The following is a 17,662-nucleotide window of genomic DNA, read 5'->3' on the forward strand; positions in this document are numbered from 1 at the left end:
GTACGCATACGATAAAACTTTCCAATCCCAATTTTCAGACTTATGAAAAAAAGATGAAATTCAAACCGGGTGAGACAAAGATACTGGATGTGAAGCTCAGGAAACTGGACGGCTATCTTAAGCTCACCGTAAAACCATGGGCTGATGTCTATATCGACGGGAAGTTTTACGAGACAACCCCGATTGCAAAACCCATTAAACTCTCGGCCGGTGAGCATTACATAAAATTAATAAATCCTTCTTTTAAACCTTTTGAACAGAAGATCACCATTCCGGCGGGGAAGATGTTGAAAAAATATGTTGAATTAATGCCGAAATAGAGGAGGTATTATGGCGAAAAAGATTATTTTATCGCTTGGATGTATTCTGTTGGCGATCTCCCTGGCACAGCATGTTCCGAAAGACTCACTGGAACGGATGCTGGAGTCGGCGAAGGAGTATTATAATAACGGTGAATATGAACGGGCGATAAGTGAGCTGGAAAAAGCCCTTCAATTCTTGAAACAGTTGAAACAGACCGACCAGGTTGAGGCATACAAATACCTGGCATTCAGTTATGTGGCGTTCGGCAACAATGATAAGGCGAAAGAGACATTTAAAAAGGCGCTTCTTCTCAATCCAAAGCTTGAACTGGATCCTGCTACTGTATCACCCAAGATCATCAAGGTTTTTGAAGAAGCAAAGGCGGAGATGAAGACCGAACCGGTCAAACCACCCGTGACTGAACCGACGAAACCGCCCGCAGCGGAAAAAGAGACGGTCGGCGGGGTGAGTAAGTTCAGTGCGAGGTGGCGTTCCTGCTGTTTTCCCGGCTGGGGGCAGTACTATCGAGGAGAGAGCGGTAAGGGTAAAAAATTGATGATTATCGGTGGTATAACAGGAAGTCTGGCGGTATTTTCCACGATTATGAGAGACATTCATCATAACAACTATCTTGATGTTCCGGCGGGGAACGAACAGGAGATGGAGGATGCTTATGCTTCCTATAAGTTCTGGCACAACACCGTGGTCTTCAGTATGGTCTCGTTCCTCGGGGTGTATTTCTATAACATCTATGATATTTTCTTTACAGACATTGAAACAAAGTACTCTTCTTCCGGAGAAAAGAGCGGTTTCTGTTTCGGGTTCTTCGCCGACCGGATTCAATTAGGTTATGAAATTAAGTTTTAAACGGGAGGAAAGATGAATAGAGGGTTGATAATTTTAAGTACCGTCTGTCTTTTAATTCTTTCCTGTATCGAACCCACCCATGACAACAGATATGACCCGGATAATCCTGCAAAGGCATATCTGGCGGGTACGGTCTATGGGTTCGATGATAATGAACTGGACGGTGCGACCGTTTCATTAATCAAGGACAGCGCGGTTGTTTATGAAACCCAGACGAGTAATGGAGGATGGTATGAATTTCAACGGGTGGATCCGGGAATTTATATCCTGGAAGCCGGTGCGAATCTCTATACTCCGGTGCAGATGACAGCCGATCTTCCGGCGGATACCGAAGCGTACATTGATCTATATCTTCAGGAGATCTATTTTGATTTTGAGAATGATGCCGTAGGTGTTGATGAACCAGATGGATTTCACATTGAATCCGGTGAGTGGAGTGTTATGCAGGATCCTGCAGACCCTGAAGACCACTCAGTGCCGAATGTTTATCGAGGTATCGCCGAGCATAATACCGCACCGATCTCCGTTTCGGTTATTGAGGATAATCTCACGGATTTCTCCATTGAAGCGAAATTGAAGATATTTAACGAGACGACATCAAACTGGTCAGCCGGCTTGGTCCTCAGATATCAGAATCCGGCGAATTATTATCTTTTGAGGATTGCCGAAGGTTACATTAAATTGAGTAAAATGGTCAACGGTGCTGAAATATATCTTGCCGAAACCGACACGCTTTTTTTCAACATAGATCAATGGTACTGTCTTTACGCCTGTTTCGAGGGGCAGCACATAAAGATATTCTTTGAGGGAGATCTGTTCTTTGAACTGGATGATGATGCCTTTTCCGACGGTTCGCCGGGACTGTGGGTCCAGAGTTATGACCCGGGAGGCGGTGCAATCATCTACTTCGACGATATAAAACTCTGGCCTTGATTTAAGGAGGTGTTGTTCTCTCTGAATTCACACCGGATTGACGGCTGAGGTGTTACTTTAATGGCGACCTTTTTGATTCATAAAGCGAACGACGAAACCCAGGTGATAAAATTGAAAAAAGACTATGTTACACTGGGACGGCGTAATGATAATGATATCGTGCTTGATGATGTCTTTGTTTCACGGGAACATGCCGAGGTCATAAAGAAAGGTAAGAAGTATATTCTCAAAGACCGCAAAAGCCGTTATGGAACATTCGTCAATGGAGATCGCATCATCGAAGTTACACTCAACTATGGAGATGAAATCCAGCTCGGAAATACAATAATCACCTTTGTTGATGAAAAAAAACTGGACCAGATTCCCGAGCGGAAGACCCCGACGAAGAAGATCGGTGCCCGGATCAACCTGCTGGACAAGATTGAGGAGATCAAACTTCGACTGAATAAAGGTGAAAAGAAAGAGCTTATTTTGAGCTCTTTGAACGAGCTGAAGGCAGGTTTCGCCCTTTACCAGACAAGGCTTGCTGAAGCCGAAAAATCAAAGGAGATTGCCTCCACTTTATGCGAGGTGGGGAATATAATAAATTTTGTATTTGACCTTAATGTGTTGTTGAATCTCCTTATGGATCTTGCACTGAAGATCCTTCAGGCGCGCCGGGGTTTCATAATGTTGTACAACGAGGAGTCAGGTAGTCTGAAGGTGAAGGTCGCACGAAATATGGGTGGAGAACTCGCCGGTGAGGGTGCCAAGGGAATAAGTCAGACGATTGCATGGCAGGCGTTCAAAAGCGGCAAACCCATAACCACCGAGGATGCGACAAAAGACAAACGGTTTATGGCGCAGGAAAGCGTCATCAGTTATGCGATCGGTTCGGTCATCTGTGTACCTCTCATTTCCAAGGATCGGGGGAATATCGGCGTTATGTATCTTGATAACCCCGTGACCCAGAAGCAGTTCCACGCGGGAGATATCCAGTTTATGACGTCGTTTGCGAATCAGGCGGCGATCGCCATAGAGAACGCCCAGCTCTACGAAAAGATAAAAGAAGAGGAGAAGATCCGGGCGCGTCTCCAGCGTTTCTTCTCTCCGGCGGTTGTTAAGAAGATTATGTCGGAAGAAGGTGCTGTGGCGCTCGGCGGAGAGAATCGAACAGCCACAATACTTTTCTGTGATATCCGCGGTTACACGTCACTGGTCGAGAAGATTGATACGCTCATCGCGGTGGAGATTCTCAATGATTTTTTAAGTAGTATGACCGAAGAGGTCTTTCTTCAGGAGGGGACTCTTGATAAGTACATCGGAGATTGTGTTATGGCGATTTTCGGAGCTCCGGTTTCCCATCCTGATGATCCGTTGCGCGCGATAAAAGCCGCCCTCGGTATGAAAGAACGTGTGCATCAATTGAAGGAGACCTGGCGGAAGAAATTGAAGATTCCTGAGGTGGAATCTTTTGAGATCGGTATCGGTATTCATACTGGAGAGGTGATCGCCGGGAATGTGGGAAATATCAATCGTATGGAGTATACAGTCGTATCGACGGCGGTTAATCTGGCTTCCCGACTTGAAAATGCAGCGGGACGGGGGCAGATATTGATAAGCCATGCGACTTATGAACCGACTAAAGAATTCATAAACGCCAAAAAGCTATCACCGGTTAAACTGAAGAATATCAGCAGACCGGTTCAGGTGTACGAGGTCCTCGGGCTCAAATAAGATTACAGACCTGATCTCTGTTAACGAAACTTGACAAATGCTTTTTAATTGATATTATTCTTTATATGCTTTTATTATACCTGATAAGCCAGGTCGTCACCCAGATCAACGGAGGAGAGGTGATGATCACCAATCTGCCAGAGACCGCTGAGATCGAGGCGTGTACGCCGGTGGATACCCCGCTTGTCTGTAATGAATACGACCGGATCATCGCCTATTACTGCGACCTCTATTGTATTGATCCGGCGCTCGTCAAGGTACTTATTGAAAAGGAGTCTGAGTTCAATCCCAATGCGGTTTCCCGGAGCGGTGCGATAGGTCTTATGCAGTTGATGCCCGAGACCGCTGAGATGCTCGGAGTCAAGGATCCCTATAATCCCTGGGATAATATCGAGGGCGGGGTGAAGTTTCTGCGGACTCTTTTTGATATGTTTGACGGCGACCTTGAGCTGACCCTCGCCGCATATCATGCCGGTCCCGGACTTGTAAAGCGTTTGAATCGGGTGCCGCCGATTCCTGAGACCGTGGAGTATGTGGATTACATCATTTCAAGATACACCCCGGCGCAGAGGACGAGTTATTTGAAGCTTACCTTTACCGAAGAAGGGGTGCCCCTCATCACCAACAGACCTAAGTAGTACTCTGAAATAATTTCTATTTTTTTCTGGCGATGATACCGATCGAAAGTACTGTATAGAGAAATATTTTTTTTCTCCTCAACCGATTCTGGAGTCTGTAGAACGCTTTTGTCAGACCGCCTGCATAAGCGGGAAACATCGGCAGGATCAACCCGATCTTTTTCAGAAATTCACGCAGGATTTTGTAGAACACGCCGGGTCTTGACCAGTCGCCGTAAAAATGTACCGGTTCGAAATTGAACTTCTTAAGGAGGGTGCTGAGGGAACTGATCGTAAATTGTCTTTCCCATCCTCCGAACCAGAGGTTAAAGAAGATAAGGATATGTTTCAGAAGTGTATATATATGGAACGTCTGGGGCACGTCGACTATCAACAACCCGCCTTTCTTCAATATCCGATGATTCTCCGCCAGGAGTTCGAACGGTGAAACAAAGTGTTCGAGCAATCCCTGGTGAAAGACCAGATCGAACGAATCGCTTTTAAAAGGGCAGCAGCGGGCGTCGGCGAGAATCAGCTTTACTTTATCGTCTTTTACATAAGAACGAATCATATGAAGGCTTTGCCGGGAATAGTCAAGGAGGTATACATCGCCTCCCTTTTCACTCATCTTCAGGCCGTCCCGACCGGTTCCTGCTCCCACCTCCAGTATTTTCTTCCCTTTGATTTCTAAATAATCTTCGATTTCTTCAATTATGTTGGTTACCGGCGGGTAGATCGAACCGGGATCTTTCCCGGCCCAGAACTTATCCCATACCGTGGTTGTCGACTTATCCCTTCCGATTTCTTTTATAAGAATTTCTTCGGCAGCTGATCAATTACGAGCTGGATGGTCGTCCTTCGCGCTTTCGAGTAATTGTTATAACTGGAAAATTCATAGCCGCCTTCATCCTTCGCCAATTCCCTGATCACGGGCAGGGAATGTATATATTTCAGATGCTCTTTGAATTCCGTTTCTTTCTCAATGATCTCCGCGTCAAAACTCTGGCTCCAGACAGTTCCTTTGCGCTTTTTGTACTCATTATATTTACGTGCAAAGTTACCTTTTATCAGTTTCATTATTTTTGATACTGTATACATCTTTCCCGGTTGAATGATCAAATAAAAAGACTCCGGCAGGATTAAGTATGCATAAATTTTATAATTGAGCATATAGCGGTGATAACCGATGGAAAGCAGCAGAAACCGCGCCCAGTGTGGATCATTGAATATCTCCATACAGTCTTTGGTGGTCGTTTCGATGTAGTAGATGGCGCCGGGCTTTATGATTCTTTTTGCCATACTCCTCCTTATTTTAATATTTGTTTCATCGTTTCCTCATCCAGATTTTTTACGATTAAGGTTATAAGATTCAATACATTTTCATAATCTTCGAGGGAGATGATACTTGACCCGGAATGAACATACCGGGAGGGAATGCCTATGGCGAGGGAAGGTACACCGAAGTGCGTCAGATGGATTTGCCCTGTATCATACCCCCCTTTGATTGAAGTGAAATGATACGGAATGTTGTTGAGGTCGGCGAGTTCACAGACGAAGTCTTTTAATTTGGAATGAGGAATCATGGTGCGGTCATAGATCAAGATGCTTACACCGCCCCCGAGTTTTTCGACCGCTTCGCCTTCGTTTCCCGGTGTGTCCCGGCAGATACTTACGTCGAGTGCAAAACCGATGTCCGGTGCGACCGTGTATGCGGATGTTTTCGCACCGCGCAGCCCGACTTCTTCCTGAACCGTACCGACGAGGTATACGGTATTCGGATGCTCGGTGGCGGTGAGGTTGTTGAACAACTCCACTAAAAGGCCGCAGCTGACGCGGTCGTCCCACGCCTTTGCCAGAAGAAGGTCTTTGTTCGCCATCTGCTCGAATTTCGTATCCGGAACAATCGGATCACCGGGTCTGATGCCGAGTTTTTCTTTTATGTCGAAATTTGATGTCGCTCCCACATCGATGTACATATGTTCGATATCAGGAAGTTTTTTACGTTCCTCCGGGGAGAGGTCATGGATCGGCTTCAACCCGATCACTCCGGGGATGAATTCATCTTTTCTCGTCTTTATTTTTACACGTAACCCCGGAAGATTGCCGCTCCACCAGCCGCCTATAGGCAGGAACTTTATGAATCCTTCCTTTGTTATTTCTTTCACCATAAAGCCGATTTCATCCATATGGGCGGCGAACATTATCTTGGGTTTCTCGCTCGTCCCGCTCTTCTTCGCGATGATACTTCCAATCTTATCCTTGGTTAAAGTGATGTGGTCGGCAAAATGCTTTTTAAGAATATCAAACACTTCATCTTCATATCCTGATACACCGAATGCATCAGTTAATTGTTTTAATAATTCAATGCGGTCCATTAAACCTCCTTAATTAAACATCCAGATTCTGTACGTATTTTGCATTTTCTTCAATAAACTGGCGGCGTGGTTCAACCTCTCCGCCCATAAGAATTGAGAAGAGTCTGTCGGCTTCAGCTGCATCTTCCATCGTCACTTTCTTCAAAATACGTTTTTCCGGATCCATGGTGGTCTGCCATAATTGTTGCGGATTCATTTCTCCCAGACCTTTATAGCGTTGAATATCAGGATTTTTTATCTTTGCGGTCTTCAGGAATTTCTGGAGTTCTTCATCCGAATAGAAATACATCTCTTTTTTATTGTTCTTGATTCGATACAGCGGCGGCTGTGCGATATATATGAAGCCGGCGTCGATAAGGTCCTTCATAAATCTGAAGAAAAAAGTCAGGAGCAGGGTCCTGATATGAGCACCGTCGACGTCGGCGTCGGTCATAATCACAATCTTTTTATATCGAACCTTGGAGGCGTCAAAATCATCCTCACCGATTCCGCATCCGATTGCGGAGATCAAGGTTCTTATCTCCGAGTTGCTGAGAATTTTATTCAATCCGCTCTTTTCAACATTCAGAATTTTGCCGCGCAACGGCAGAATAGCCTGGAACTTACGGTCCCTGCCCTGCTTTGCACTGCCCCCTGCCGAATCTCCCTCGACGACGAAGATCTCACATTCATCAGGATTTGTCGAAGAACAATCAGCAAGCTTGCCGGGAAGGGTCTCGCTATCGAGCAGAGATTTTCTTCTTGTCAGTTCACGTGCTTTCTTCGCCGCGAGCCTTGACTTCGCCGCAGCTAGCACCTTGTTTATGATGATATTCGAATAACGGGGGTTCTCTTCCAGAAAAGCCGACAGTTTTTCATTCACCAGGGACTCAACGGCTCCTTTCGCCTCGGGATTGCCGAGCCTTGTCTTGGTCTGTCCCTCGAATTGTGGATTCTTTATCTTTATCGAAACGACGGCGGTCAGTCCTTCACGTGTATCTTCACCCGTGAAACTTAAGTTGTCCTTCAGATGATTATGGCGTCGGGCGTAATCATTCAATGTTCTTGTCAGTGCTTTTTTGAAACCGACCAGATGGGAGCCGCCTTCGTGGGTATTGATGGTATTCGCGTAGGTGAAGATATTTTCCAGGTAGGAATCATTGTATTCAAGGGCGACCTCGATATCGATATCATTCTGCCGCTGGCTGAAATATATCGGTTTATGGAGGCGTGTTCTTCCGGAATCAAGATATTTGACCAGGTCAACCACTCCTCCCTGAGAAAGATATCTTTCTTTTGTGTTTGTCTTCTTGTCTTCAAAATCGATTTTCAGCCCTTTATTCAAAAAAGAGAGTTCTCTCAAGCGCTGTGAAATCAACGCCTTGCTGAATTCTATCTTTTTAAAAATTTGGTTATCGGGTTTAAAAATTATTTTTGTGCCGGTCTTTTTGGTTCTGCCGATCGCCTTGACTTTATCATCGGGTTTGCCGCGTTTGTAACTTTGATAAAAGATTTTGCCGTCCCGATAGACCTCGACCTTGAGGTATTCACACAGGGCGTTGACGACCGACACCCCGACGCCGTGCAGACCACCGCTGATACTGTAGACCTTGTCATCGAACTTACCGCCGGCGTGCAGGGTGGTCATTACGACCTCTAATGCCGATTTTTTCTGCACCGGGTGTATATCCGTGGGGATACCCCGTCCGTTGTCTTCGATTTCGACGACTTCGCCGTCGATACGAACGGTTATATGGTCGCAGTATCCCGCTAAGGCTTCATCTATTCCGTTGTCGACGACTTCAAAAATCAGATGGTGCAGTCCTCTTATTCCGACATCGCCGATATACATCGCGGGCCTTCTGCGCACCGCCTCCAGTCCTTTCAGTATCTGAATCTTTGAAGCGTCGTAAATTTCCGAAGAGTTTTTCTGCTTTATCTTCTTTTTGTCGCGGGTTTCCTCCTTATTTTTCATCTTTTCTCCCTTTGATTGACGATGCTGAATTTAATATCTTTTAATCTTACATTATATTTCCTTAATTTTCTTATTATCATATCTTTCATCAAAAACAACTGACTTTTCCATAAGGGATTGTCGACTTCAACAAAGAGATTATTTGCATCAACCCCGACCGCCCTTGTATGTTGAGCGATCTTTTTCCCCACTATCTTCGACCACTGTTCGATGATCTGCCAGTTCTTGATTCCTTCATCGATCTTCACGTCCTTGAGCACCTCGGATAATATTGTATTGATCTTACGCGGAAACTTCAATCTGTCCTTTCTTTACTGAAAATACCCTGCAGGCACTGCCTTCTTTGCGTATGAACCGCGGAGCCTGGGTGCTTGCGTAGAAGATCTGCCCTTTCAGTAGATTCAAAAAAGTTTCTTTCTTTACAGTGTCGAGTTCTGCACCTGCTTCGTCGAGCAGAAGGACCGGCCGGCTCTTTGTTTTTCTGTATAACATTTCTGATTCGGCTAATTTCAGCGAAATCGCCGCAGCCCGTTCTTCTCCTTCTGATGCATAATGTTTCAGGGGATGACCGTTGGTGAAGAACAGAAGGTCGTCGCGGTGCGGTCCTACGAGCGTATGACCGAAAATCAGTTCTTTCTCCCGTACTCTTTTGAGAACGGTATGGTCCAGTCTCATCTCCGGACAGGTGCTGTGATATCGAAGAGTGAATTTTTTCATACCGAATTCGCTGCTGAATTTTATGATATCCTCCTTCAATTCAGAGATCTTCTTTTCACGTTCACGATAGATCTCATTCCCGATCTTTATCATCTGTTCATCAAACAATTCCAGCAGGTCGAGCTTGCCGTTGTCGTGCGCCGATTGGAGAATTTTATTACGCTGACGCAATATCTTTCGATATTCAATCAGGTTGTCAAGATAGGCGGGTGAAATTTTCGCAATAGCCCAGTCCAGAAACGCCCGTCTCTTTGACGGAGCACCCCGCACAATCCACAGATCCTCGATCGACAGGAGTGTAATTCCGAGCCAGCCTATAAATTCACTCAACCGGCGGACTTCATTTCCCTGGAGCACTAACTTCTTTTTATTTCCATCCAGATAAAGAAACGCATTTTTTTCCTCTGTCTCGGCGTCGATTCTCAAGAACTGTTTTCCGCTGCAGATGAGATTCTTTTCATCCCTCGCCCGAAATGAAGACGCCAACCCGACATAGAATATCGCTTCCAGGAGATTGGTTTTACCGGCACCGTTTTCACCGATTATGAAGTTGTAGTCATCTGCAAAATGTAGTTCACCGTCGACCAGATTCCGGAACCCCTGATAATTAATGCGCTTAAGTGCCATTAAGTTAGTTTTCTCCGTTAATATTATACGCCTTTCCGTCGAAAAGTCAAGAGTATTAAGGGGTGGAAAAATAAGGATTTTCCGACGCCGATAACAATTCAAAGAACGGTTTGACCTCTTTTTCGTTGTTTATTGCAATGCCGAACTTCGGAATGAATCGCAGGTATCCGAAGCCCGCTTTTAATTCAAGTTTCAACTCACAACCGGCGGAATAGGTCTCTGTTCCGCTGCCGGAGACCGCGCAGTCGAAAAAGAGGGCGGCGAAAAGGTCTTCCAGATAAAAATTTGGATTCCACAATCCCCATCTCAAGCCTATAAGCTTGTGGGTGTATTCGATACGCGAAATGATCCCTTTCGTCATGGGCAGTGGTCCGCAGCCCCTGACCATTATCTCGGCGGTATCAGGATTGTCTTCGTCTGAAAATGCGAGAGCCGACCAGCTTAATTCACTTCGTTTAATTAACTCTTTGATACCGACGGTGACGAACCAGCCGTTTCGGTCGACGCTTGAATTCCAGGTTTCTCTTTCAAGGGGACAGATGAGTCTGATGCTCAGAATAGTGTAAGGCCAGGAGAATCCGAGGGCGGCTCCAGGAGCAAGCGTCTTTCTTGTGAAACCGTCGAACGACTTCGTGTTGATAGAGATCGTCAATCTGTTCAATCCGCTGCGTAATTTCCTCAGGAGCGGATACCTGATGTAACAGGATATTGAATTATCATATTCATAAGTGGAATTCAACAGCAGCGGAGTGAAGAAGCGTGAATGCCACTGCATCATCAAGACGGATCGGTTGTCGTTCAGAGAATGACTGTAGTATGTAGTATAAAAGTTTTCGTTTGTTGCGTCACCGCCGAACAGCAGGCAGCCGAAATTCCACTCCCGGAGATTTATATCAGCCGGTAATATAAAAGGAATGCGCCCTGCCGGAGCAAGGGTTTTCAAGACATCGAGGTAATTTCCCTGTTCAACTGTGCGGGGAAACTCCGTCGGTTTTGATGTCGGTGGAGATCGGGGGATCGTATAAGGCGTCGGCTGAGAAACTCTTTTATAGATATCATAACCATTGTCATTCAAAGCAGTATAATAGAGAATATTTTCATTACTGGACTTCACCGCTGCAGTGTTGAACCCTTTTTCCGTTTCGCACCATAACATCGGTTCTTCTTTAGCGAGGGATATTTTGTAGATTCCCTGTCCTTTCCCGAAATTCGCCGTGAAGACCAACCAATCAGGTTCCTCGAAATAGAGGGGGCTCTCCACCCACGGTGTCTTCAAGACGGGGATAAGCTTTTTCTTTTGAAGATTGAGGATATAAAGGTCCCTGTTTTCATATCTATCGGCCGCGGCGGCGGCGACCATTCCGCTGTCCGCCACCAATTCGTAGATCAGGTAATCACTTTCCCATACCTTTTTATGTTCTCCGCCGGTAAAGAGCCATAGTTCTGAACCGGTTTTATGTTTTTTATCTTTGCTGTACAGAATGGTGTCGTCCGAAAGAATGCAGAATGCCCTTATCTCGGCGGAGAAGAGGAGCTCTTCATCACCGTTCAGGAGATTCCGTTTATGGAGAAGAGCGGTTCTGCCGAAGCCGTTGAATGATACATTCGCAAATCCCGGATTCAACTCAGAGGTCGTATAGTAAAGATGGTCTTTATGTACTTTCAGCGGATTCACCACCGGACTGTTGAGGGTGACGAGTGTCTTTTCTCCACCTGTAGAGGGCGACAATTCGATTATCCGATACAAATTTCTGGAAAAGAAGGCGTTATATTTTACCTGCTCACTCCTGACATAATAGAGATTTTCTCCATCGGATATCAAAGAAAGAATATATCCTCTGATGTGGGTTATCCTTTCTCCGTCGACCTTCCATTCTTTGAAACGTTCTTCTTCGTATGCGCGCCATTCAGCGAAGAGTGCGGGGAACGAGCCGCCGTATACCTTCTTTGCAGCGTGGTCCAGTCCGAGACAGGGAAAGATTGCGGAAAGCGGCGCCCAGAAATATGAGCCATAGGCGGCGAAGAATCTGCGGAATGATTCTCTGCCGTAGCGTTTTGAGAGAAATTGAAAGAACTCACCGCCGTAAAGATAATAACCGTCATATGGAAATTCCAGAGGTGAATTTGTCGCCTCGATAATGGAAGGAAAACTCTTTGCATGAACCCGTGCTCCGATATAATTATCAAAGAAACCGCTGTTCAACCTTCCTTCATAAGGTGAAATATCCGATTCACTGAATACCGTGATTCCTTCAATGAGCCAGAGCGGGGAATAGATATTTGCCTGGAATGGAGCGCCGAATAAAGCGGTGAGTATCCGGGCAGCACCCTCTGTCTTTGTGAGATGGCTGATATGGGTATTTTCATGGAGTGATACGGTTCTGAACCAGTCTTCAGTCCCTTCCAAGTAATGATTCATCCCTGGCGGATATGTGAAGATATGAAAATTATAGAGGAGGGGATCGGCGAACCCGTTGCTCAACATTCCCGCATCTTCGATCACAAGCGGTATATTTCTTGTTCTGTTCCCGGTCAGGTCGACGATCGTATTATGATAATACTCAAGATTTTCAAGAGTCTGTATCGCCTCTTGAATATAGGCGGGTTTATAGATCACGGTGTAGTGTTCACTCTTCAGTGTTTCCCAGTTGAACCAGTTTATCAACAGGATGGAGATCAGCGCCATAGTGAATTATAATTACGGCGCGGTGAATTGCAAGGGATGAACTTTGACCCGGAGGGGGATTATTTCCTTCTGAATTGATGGGCGGGGATGCCGAGGATATCCCGGTATTTTGAAATCGTGCGGCGTGAAATGATAATTCCCTGCCGACTCAATTTCTTGGCGATCTGGGTGTCGGAAAGCGGAGATGATTTATCTTCGTTTTCGATGATCTCCTTTATCTTCTTATAGATTATGCGTTTATCAGTATGTCCGACTGCAGCGGTGAAGAAGAACTTCAATTTATGAATACCCCGCGGCGATTCCAGATATTTGTTGGCGAGGGCCCTGGAGATCGTCGACGGATTGACGTCGAGACGTTTGGCGAATTCGGTCATGGTCATAGGTTTTAAATAGTTGTCGCCTTTTTCAAAGAACTCACGCTGATATTCCAGAATGCCGTTTATTATGCGTGTCAGGGTTTTCCGACGTTGTTCTATCGCGATGATCAAATTTTGGGCGGAGCGCATCCGTTGTTTTATGAAGTCCAGCTCTTCTTTATTCACATTTGTCTGGTCCTTCAACATCGCGAGGTATTGTTTCTTTATTCTGATGCGCGGCGTGGTTTCATCCTGCAGGCTGGCGCACAATTTATTGTCGTGCCAGCGGATGATGAAATCGGGTGAGACATAGCCCAGCGGAACATTCGAATATCTCCAGCCTGGTTTTGGATCCAGCTTCATGATGGTGTTTCTCGCTTCCTGAAAACGTTTTTCATCAATATTCAATCTCTTCATTATCTCTGCGGGATGGTTCACCTTGAGTTCTTTTAAATAGTCCTTAACCAGAATATATTCGATGGAGTCCCTGCCGTAACCTTTATGCTCCAGTTGAATGAGAAGCGGTTCCTTTGCTTCACGCCAGGCGCAGCCGATGGGCTCAAAGTGCTGAATTTTTTTGATTATTCTCACCACATCCTCGACGGCGTATTCATCGCCGCTGAGTTCCTCGGGTGTGGCGGCGAGATAGCCGTCCTCCTCGATGTTGGAGATGATCAGTTCCGCGATATCCAGGTCCTTACCGGTGAATTCGTTTTTCGCCTGCTTCATCAAAATGTCGTATAACCGTTCTCCTTCAGCAGGTACATTATCCAGGGCGTCGAATTGATTTTCATCCGAGGTGTAGACGATATTTATCTCCTCTGAAAAGAGTTCGGGGATACTGAGTTCGTTGTCTTCTTTTTCCTGCTCTTTTTTCTCCTGAGCGGTTTCCGAGGGATTTGTCTCTTCGTTCTCTTCACCGGCTTCGGGCGGTGTCTCTTCAAGGAGGGGATTCGATTCCAGCTCATGTCGGATATATGTTTCAAGTTCGACATTGGGGAGTTCGATGAGTTTCAGATAATAGACCAATGTCGGCAGAAGATACTGTTTTAATTCCGGCTTGTGCTGCAGTTCATGCTTTCGTTTGTTCATACTCATCTTATTATAACGGGAAAGTGTCTTGATGTCAAGTTATCCCACTACCTAATGGGATGGGGATAAATTTTTATTCAAGCACAAGGATGGTCACCGCCGGAGAGTGGAGTTTCAGATTTTTTTCGGTCACGGCAGAGGCGGTTATTTTGTGTTCACCCGGAACCAGTCGCCAGGTGATGGAATAAGGGGATGCGGCTGACCCCACCTTTTCATTATCGACGAACCAGGTGACTTCTTTAAGTTTATGAGAGGTGCGGACTCTAAATCTAAGTGACTGATATTCTTTCCTGAGAACAGGGTCGATCTTAAAGATGTCTCCGTCATCGGGAAAGGAAATTGTAAATTCCCGGTCTTCTTCTTTTGAGACCTCAAGATATCCGACCGCACTATCGGCGATGACGCCTTCATTATGAATCCGGCATGAGTCGGTCGGTTCGGTTCCTTTTATGAATATTTCAGACATTCTGTTCTTACAGTATTCTGCCGCAAGCCTGCCTGAGACCGCACAGATCTCTTTGAACACGATATTTTTGGGCTTCGGTATTCTGCGTGGCGGTTCTTTTCGGTGGAGTGTAAGTATGATGTCCCTGAAGATCGGTCCCGCACCGGTGATACCGGAGACATGGTGCATGGGACTGCCGTCGAAATTCCCCACCCAGACGCCGACCAGATATTTATCAGTGAATCCCACACACCAGTTATCCCGGAAATCTTTGGAAGTGCCGGTCTTCGCCGCGCAGAAAAAAGGAAAATTCAGGGAACTGTATTCGCCGAATGCAGGGCTGCGGGCGCTGTTGTCACTCAGTATATCAGAGATGATGTACGCTATCTCCGGTGAAAAGACCCTTTCGGGCTCGGCTTCTGGTTTGTATCTTTGTCCGTCGATACTCAGAAGCGCGCGGGTCTTCAGATAAACTCCGTTGCGGCTGAAGACCGAATAGGCACGCGTCAATTCGAGGAGTGTCACCTCGCCGTTTCCAAGCGTCAATCCCACGCCGTAGTACAGAGGTGATTTTTTGAGATTTTTGAACCCCAGTTTTTTGAGCCGCTCCAGCAGTCTTGCTGCACCGAACTCTCCGCAGACCCGGACCGCGGGGATGTTATAAGAACAGGCGAGGGCGGTGCGCAGTCTGACCATGCCGTGGTATTTTTCGTCATAATTGCGCGGCGTGTAATCGCCGCCGGCAGTGGTTTCATAAGTGGGCAGGTCGGGGATGAGCGTCGCCGCGGTGGCTCCGTTTTCAAGGGCGATTGCATAGGTGAACGGTTTTACAGCTGAACCGGGTTGCCTGAGGGCGCGGACTCCGTCGACCTCTCCGCAGATCAGGGGATTGAAAAAGTCGACCGAGCCGACATACGCCAGTATCTCCATTGTTCTGTTGTCGATGACCATCGCCGCTGCATTCGTGACATTTGCGTCGGTTAATCTTTTTATGTTATTCTTCAGGATCTGTTCTATGGTTTGCTGGATATGCAGGTCCAGCGTGGTCTTCACGACAGCCGGGTCAGGATATCCTTTCTGGATTAACTCTGTACGGATGTATTCACAAAAATGCGGAGCGGAAAAATTGTATTCTTCAGGCACCAGGTCTATCGGCTGGCTCAGGGCATCGGCGTAGGTCAGTGAGTCGATGATACCGGTGGTGTACATACGGCGTAAGTTTTTAAGGTATTCGTTCTTTATCCGTTGCGGGTATCGGTAAGGATCGAAATAAGAAGGAGCCTTCGGCAGTACGCTGAGATAAGCGGCTTCTGCAGGCGACAGATCCCGCGCCGGTTTTCGGAAGTAGAGATGAGAAGCGGCTTCCACGCCGTAAGTCTGGTTACCGTATGGTGCATAATTGAAGTAGAGTTCAAGTATCTCTTCTTTTGTCAACTTCAGTTCGATGTTGATTGCAAGGAACGTCTCGATAAGTTTATAGAATATATTGCGTTTCGGAGAGCGGAGAAGCGCCCGCGCGAGTTGCTGGGTGATTGTTGAACCTCCTGCGACGATCTTTCGTGCTTTGATGTTCTGGATGATCGCCCTGATGATTCCTATAGGGTCGACTCCCCGGTGATAAAAGAACCGTTTGTCTTCGTTGACGAGCGTCGCTTTGACAAGCCACGGCGATATCTGTTCGAGCCGACAATAACGGCTTGTCGCATCTTCGCGTGAGAGATATTCACGCAGCAGTTCGTTGTTCCTATCCAGGATTCTGAGAGAGGGGATTTTCCTGGTGTGTAACAGTTGATTTCGCGTGGGAAAGATCAAACCGATGACCAGCGGCAGGGAGATGAGCAGTGAAATCGATATTATTCGGCGTGTGGACATTATCTTTTTTAAAAAAGAACTAAATATTTATCGAGCCGAAAATTTCTTCAATCTCTTCTTTATCCACCGGTCCGACTGCGGCGATGGTATAATTCTGAGGGGTGAGATAATCTTTGATCAGTTCATTGATTTTTTTCTCATTGATGGATTTAAGATGGTTGATGATACTGTCGATTGAATTTATTTTCTTCAATTGAATCATCTCTCTGCCGAAACGGAGCATTCGGTTGGTCGAACTTTCAAGACTCAACAGGAGATTACCGGAAAGATATGTCTTGGCGAGTTCTATCTCATCCCTGCGGAAACCGTTCTTATGGATATCACTGAAGATTCGTTTCAGTTGTTTCGCGACAGCGGGAAGATTCTTTTTGTCGCAGGTAAAATAGAATCCGGAGACACCGCAGTCGCTGTAGAGGTCGATGAATGACTGGACATTATACACGAGCCCTTCTTTTTCCCTCAACGCCTGGAACAGGCGTGAGGACATCCCTCCGCCGAACGCCGCATTGAGAATTGAAAAACAATAGCGCAGCGGAGAACTGTATTCAACACCCGGTATTCCGAAAACGCAGTGCACCTGTGATATTTCGTTTTTCCGCTGGATGATTATCCTGCGCATATTCGTTTGAGGTTTTGTACGGTTCGTCTCACCGCAGTTGAGGTGGCTGAATTTGGATTTCGCCAGTTCGACAAACTCCGGGTATTTGAAATTACCGCTTATTGCGATGACAATCTCTTTTTTGAGCAGAGCCCGGTAGAACTCTTTTGTCTTCTTTGAATCAATCCTTTTTACGGTCTCTTCTGACCCGGCGATCGGCAGTCCCATAGGGTGGTCGGGAAAGAGCCCTTTGAAAAGAAGGTCGAATACATAGTCACTGGGGTCCTCATTGTTTGATTTTATCTCCTCGAGGATGACCGATTTTTCTTTTATCAGTTCTTTTTCCGCGATCTCTGATTCGAGCAGCAGTTCGGAAATCAGATTGAAGACGTCGGCGATGTGTTCAGAGAGGAACTTCGTGACGATGATCAGATTTTCCTTTGTCGTATATGCATCAAAAGAGCCTCCCAGTCCTTCGATAAACTTGACGATATCAAGGGAAGA

At 46.2% G+C, this 17,662-nt stretch carries 15 protein-coding genes; 5 read left to right on the forward strand and 10 right to left on the reverse strand.

Annotated features, from left to right (window positions below):
- The 5 genes from ENI34_00280 to ENI34_00300 form a co-directional block, all read left to right on the forward strand.
- The coding region (locus ENI34_00280; GenBank protein ID HEC77562.1) for a PEGA domain-containing protein at positions 1-320 on the forward strand (320 nt) is incomplete at its 5' end.
- A gap of 10 nt (positions 321-330) precedes the next feature.
- Positions 331-1,170 carry a tetratricopeptide repeat protein gene (locus ENI34_00285; protein ID HEC77563.1) on the forward strand — a complete coding sequence of 280 codons (840 nt, stop codon included), beginning with the start codon at positions 331-333 and terminating at the stop codon, positions 1,168-1,170.
- A gap of 12 nt (positions 1,171-1,182) precedes the next feature.
- Positions 1,183-2,103 (forward strand): carboxypeptidase regulatory-like domain-containing protein, encoded by a 921-nt coding sequence (locus ENI34_00290; GenBank protein ID HEC77564.1) that lies wholly within the window; start codon positions 1,183-1,185, stop codon positions 2,101-2,103.
- A 60-nt stretch (positions 2,104-2,163) separates the two neighbouring features.
- A complete protein-coding gene (locus ENI34_00295; protein ID HEC77565.1) occupies positions 2,164-3,819 on the forward strand; it encodes an FHA domain-containing protein in 1,656 nt (551 codons plus the stop codon).
- Positions 3,820-3,884: 65 nt separating this feature from the next.
- Positions 3,885-4,457: a lytic transglycosylase domain-containing protein gene (locus ENI34_00300; protein HEC77566.1), complete on the forward strand. Its 573-nt coding sequence runs from the start codon at positions 3,885-3,887 to the stop codon at positions 4,455-4,457.
- Between the two features lie 16 nt (positions 4,458-4,473).
- On the opposite strand, the gene ENI34_00305 is transcribed toward ENI34_00300, so the two are convergent.
- The 10 genes from ENI34_00305 to ENI34_00350 form a co-directional block, all read right to left on the reverse strand.
- Positions 4,474-5,253 (reverse strand): class I SAM-dependent methyltransferase, encoded by a 780-nt coding sequence (locus ENI34_00305; GenBank protein HEC77567.1) that lies wholly within the window; start codon positions 5,251-5,253, stop codon positions 4,474-4,476.
- A complete protein-coding gene (locus tag ENI34_00310) occupies positions 5,244-5,735 on the reverse strand; it encodes a hypothetical protein (GenBank protein HEC77568.1) in 492 nt (163 codons plus the stop codon). Before ENI34_00310 ends, ENI34_00305 begins: the two co-directional genes overlap by 10 nt.
- 8 nt (positions 5,736-5,743) lie before the next feature.
- Positions 5,744-6,811 (reverse strand): M42 family peptidase, encoded by a 1,068-nt coding sequence (locus tag ENI34_00315; protein HEC77569.1) that lies wholly within the window; start codon positions 6,809-6,811, stop codon positions 5,744-5,746.
- 13 nt (positions 6,812-6,824) lie between these two features.
- Complete coding sequence (gyrB, locus tag ENI34_00320; protein ID HEC77570.1) at positions 6,825-8,765, reverse strand: DNA topoisomerase (ATP-hydrolyzing) subunit B; 1,941 nt, start codon at positions 8,763-8,765, stop codon at positions 6,825-6,827.
- Complete coding sequence (locus tag ENI34_00325; protein ID HEC77571.1) at positions 8,762-9,064, reverse strand: DUF721 domain-containing protein; 303 nt, start codon at positions 9,062-9,064, stop codon at positions 8,762-8,764. Before ENI34_00325 ends, gyrB begins: the two co-directional genes overlap by 4 nt.
- On the reverse strand, positions 9,048-10,109 hold the full coding sequence (gene recF, locus ENI34_00330; protein HEC77572.1) for a DNA replication and repair protein RecF: 1,062 nt from the start codon (positions 10,107-10,109) through the stop codon (positions 9,048-9,050). The genes ENI34_00325 and recF overlap by 17 nt, the downstream gene beginning before the upstream one ends.
- Before the next feature lie 55 nt (positions 10,110-10,164).
- Positions 10,165-12,795 carry a hypothetical protein gene (locus tag ENI34_00335; protein ID HEC77573.1) on the reverse strand — a complete coding sequence of 877 codons (2,631 nt, stop codon included), beginning with the start codon at positions 12,793-12,795 and terminating at the stop codon, positions 10,165-10,167.
- A gap of 59 nt (positions 12,796-12,854) precedes the next feature.
- Positions 12,855-14,249, reverse strand: coding sequence for an RNA polymerase sigma-54 factor (rpoN, locus tag ENI34_00340; protein ID HEC77574.1), 1,395 nt, complete (start codon positions 14,247-14,249; stop codon positions 12,855-12,857).
- A 67-nt stretch (positions 14,250-14,316) separates the two neighbouring features.
- The gene (pbpC, locus tag ENI34_00345) at positions 14,317-16,560 is read right to left on the reverse strand and encodes a penicillin-binding protein 1C (protein ID HEC77575.1); all 2,244 of its coding nucleotides are present in this window, start codon (positions 16,558-16,560) and stop codon (positions 14,317-14,319) included.
- A 19-nt stretch (positions 16,561-16,579) separates the two neighbouring features.
- On the reverse strand, positions 16,580-17,662 hold a 1,083-nt coding region (locus ENI34_00350), incomplete at its 5' end, for an insulinase family protein (protein HEC77576.1).

It is taken from the genome of candidate division WOR-3 bacterium, assembly GCA_011052815.1.
Classification (GTDB): Bacteria; Hydrothermota; Tepidihabitantia; order SM23-42; family SM23-42; genus DRIG01.

Excerpts from the sequence above, each read along its gene's own strand:
- ENI34_00285 (HEC77563.1), top strand. The coding sequence starts at position 331 with ATGGCGAAAAAGATTATTTTATCGCTTGGATGTATTCTGTTGGCGATC.
- ENI34_00290 (HEC77564.1), top strand. The coding sequence starts at position 1,183 with ATGAATAGAGGGTTGATAATTTTAAGTACCGTCTGTCTTTTAATTCTT.
- ENI34_00295 (HEC77565.1), top strand. The coding sequence starts at position 2,164 with ATGGCGACCTTTTTGATTCATAAAGCGAACGACGAAACCCAGGTGATA.
- ENI34_00300 (HEC77566.1), top strand. The coding sequence starts at position 3,885 with ATGCTTTTATTATACCTGATAAGCCAGGTCGTCACCCAGATCAACGGA.
- ENI34_00310 (HEC77568.1), bottom strand. The coding sequence starts at position 5,735 with ATGGCAAAAAGAATCATAAAGCCCGGCGCCATCTACTACATCGAAACG.
- ENI34_00315 (HEC77569.1), bottom strand. The coding sequence starts at position 6,811 with ATGGACCGCATTGAATTATTAAAACAATTAACTGATGCATTCGGTGTA.
- gyrB (HEC77570.1), bottom strand. The coding sequence starts at position 8,765 with ATGAAAAATAAGGAGGAAACCCGCGACAAAAAGAAGATAAAGCAGAAA.
- recF (HEC77572.1), bottom strand. The coding sequence starts at position 10,109 with ATGGCACTTAAGCGCATTAATTATCAGGGGTTCCGGAATCTGGTCGAC.
- ENI34_00335 (HEC77573.1), bottom strand. The coding sequence starts at position 12,795 with ATGGCGCTGATCTCCATCCTGTTGATAAACTGGTTCAACTGGGAAACA.
- rpoN (HEC77574.1), bottom strand. The coding sequence starts at position 14,249 with ATGAGTATGAACAAACGAAAGCATGAACTGCAGCACAAGCCGGAATTA.
- pbpC (HEC77575.1), bottom strand. The coding sequence starts at position 16,560 with ATGTCCACACGCCGAATAATATCGATTTCACTGCTCATCTCCCTGCCG.